Origin of the sequence: Limimaricola sp. G21655-S1, from assembly GCF_027213785.1 — a bacterium.
Lineage (GTDB): Bacteria > Pseudomonadota > Alphaproteobacteria > Rhodobacterales > Rhodobacteraceae > Limimaricola.
Genome location: NZ_JAPWGO010000096.1, coordinates 1 through 421 on the forward strand (window position 1 = coordinate 1; position 421 = coordinate 421).

1 protein-coding gene is annotated in these 421 nt (G+C 62.7%); it reads left to right on the forward strand.

What is annotated here, in order from left to right:
• Window positions 1–239: 239 nt before the first annotated feature.
• The coding region (locus O4G76_RS20015) for a MerR family transcriptional regulator (RefSeq protein WP_269398907.1) at window positions 240–421 on the forward strand (182 nt) is incomplete at its 3' end.

The window sequence follows — 421 nt, forward strand, 5'->3', positions numbered from 1 at the left end:
CTGACAAGCACCAGCGGCAGGATGCAGCAGGAGGTCATGGCCAGTGCACCGAGCGCCGCCAACGCGGTGGCCGTCCAGCCGCGGCCTTCCGGGACGTCTGACGCGTCCCTCGGCAATGCAGAATCCGTGGTGTCCATGCATGGTCTCCTTGCGATCATCTGCAAGGAGGCCTAAGGTCTGTAGCAGATACAGGCTCAAGGACTTTCCGAATGGGAAAAGATCACCCTTCCGTGAAGCCGATGCAGCGAGCCGCCCTTGCCCGGGCCACCGGATGCAACCTTGAGACCATTCGCTACTACGAGACGGTCGGCGTCATGCCCGATCCGCCGCGGGACCCGAACGGCTACCGCAGCTACGGTGAGGATCATGTGCGCCGATTGCGCTTCGTCATGCGCGCGCGTGATCTCGGATTTTCTCTCGA